This is a genomic window from Nocardia sp. NPDC059236 (assembly GCF_042754085.1).
In the GTDB taxonomy this organism is placed as follows: Bacteria; Actinomycetota; Actinomycetes; order Mycobacteriales; family Mycobacteriaceae; genus Nocardia.
Genome location: NZ_JBHZAF010000086.1, coordinates 1 through 1,263, shown reverse-complemented (window position 1 = coordinate 1,263; position 1,263 = coordinate 1). Strand labels below are relative to the sequence as shown.

Sequence of the window (1,263 nt, the reverse complement as noted above, 5' to 3'; positions counted from 1 at the left end):
CCGCTTCGTACGGCAGCAGGAACTGACCGTTCTGCTCGCTGTAGTAGGCGCTGTCGGGGAGGACGGGGTGGTCCCGGAAGCCGGCCGGTTCGGGATAGGCGTAGGCGTAGAAGGCGCCCTCCTCGCCGCCACCGGGCCAGAATCCGCAGCTGCTCAGCTCCCGGGAGTAGCCCTCCACCATCACCCAGTCCCCGCAGTGCGGCGCACCGCCCGGGTGGGTCGGCGCCCGGCGGCCGGAGAACCTGGTGCAGGCCAGGTCCATGGCGCCCCAGAAGAAGTGCACCGGGCTGACCTTGCCGACGAAGCGGGACCGGAACCCGCCCAGTACCCGGTCGGCCTGCAGGAGTTGGCGCCAGAACAGATGGGCGGCGTGCGGGTCGTAGGAGGCGTGGACGGTGTCCTCCGGGAAGGGGATCGCCTGCTCCACCTCGTTGGGCCGGTCCTGGATGGGCGTGTCGATACCCAGCTCGTGCAGCGCCTGTGTCACCTCGCCGTAGAACCGGGCGACGGGTTTGGGCTCCAGGGCCACCTGGCGCACGGTGCGGTCGCTGGTGCGGATGCGGAGCCGGTGCTCGACGAAGTCGAACTCGATGTCGAAAGCGCCTGTCGCGTACGGGATCGTCGAGGTGGTGAGGCCGCGCGGGGTGACGTAGAGCGTCACCTGCCACCAGTGGTTGACCAGTGGCGCGTGTGCCAGCCGGATCTTGCCGATGATCTGGGTCCACATATGGAGGGTGTCGCGGGTCCCGGTCCAGTCCGCCACCCGCAGCGCGGGCCACGCGCCGTGCGTGTGCGCCGTCCTCAGCTCCGTCACCGCCGTCCTCCTTCGCCGCCCCTCCCCCGATGGTGGGCCGGGTGCGCCCGGGCGACAACTCGGGCGGCGGCCGACGACCGGGGCGGTTCCGCGCGATCGGCGCCTCGCATCCACTCGTGGACACAGCGTGACACGGGTCGGCTCGTGGGCCTCAGTACGCCGGGGTGAGATCGCCGGTCAGCGGAACCTCGGGGGCCCGGGTGTTGTCGACCAGCGTGAGGCGGGGGCCGAACGCACCCTGGTGCCACTGGCCTCCTGCCAGCGGGATCAGGGCGATGTTGGGGGTGGGGCCCCGGGTCCAGTCGAGGGTGCCGACGACGGTCTCCGTGCGGGTCTTGGCAAGGGTCCGGGCGACGGCCGGGCGGTCGGTGGGGTCGGGGGCGGTGGCCAGCGCGTGGTGGGCGACCTCGAAGAGGGCGTGGGCCAACCCCAGGGGCTGGAGCCAGGAC

At 72.0% G+C, this 1,263-nt stretch carries 2 protein-coding genes; both read right to left on the bottom strand.

Annotated elements, in window-relative coordinates:
- Positions 1-727 (bottom strand): DUF5996 family protein (locus ACFXIV_RS48050; RefSeq protein ID WP_379421557.1); only part of this gene is annotated, 727 nt, incomplete at its 3' end.
- A gap of 238 nt (positions 728-965) precedes the next feature.
- A partial coding sequence (locus ACFXIV_RS48045; protein ID WP_379421556.1) for a hypothetical protein occupies positions 966-1,263 on the bottom strand: 298 nt, incomplete at its 5' end.